The 341-nt window shown below is 41.6% G+C and carries 1 protein-coding gene; it reads left to right on the top strand.

Translation table 11 applies throughout. The features are described from left to right. Positions 1–341: hypothetical protein (locus C900_RS27715; RefSeq protein ID WP_040497724.1), on the top strand; the 341-nt coding region annotated here is incomplete at both ends.

The raw sequence follows: 341 nt of genomic DNA, 5'->3' as shown, positions 1-341 counted from the left end.
TACTACAGCGTATACTATGATGCCAATCCGAATTTTAAACGGCCCTATGAAATGATCCCTATCAATAGCGGAAGAGGGGGAATGATTGATCCACTCAGCAGGATTGCACCGGAGAGGTTTGCTGGGTTTAACACTTATGTTAATAATTCGCAAACGGGGATCCAAAATTTGAACAGACTTAACGCAGCCTGGAAGGGCTTAACAGGCGAGGATATTAAATTTGAATCAGGCGTTGCTGTGACCACCTATAAAGTAAGGGAGTATGACGATGGAGTTGTTTCTGTAGGTTATGACTATAATACTAAAATTGTCTCTGCATCATATGCCAGAGAGATTTTAGC

It is taken from the genome of Fulvivirga imtechensis AK7 (genome assembly GCF_000331535.1).
GTDB lineage: Bacteria > Bacteroidota > Bacteroidia > Cytophagales > Cyclobacteriaceae > Fulvivirga > Fulvivirga imtechensis.
This window is presented reverse-complemented; position numbering and strand designations above follow the sequence as displayed.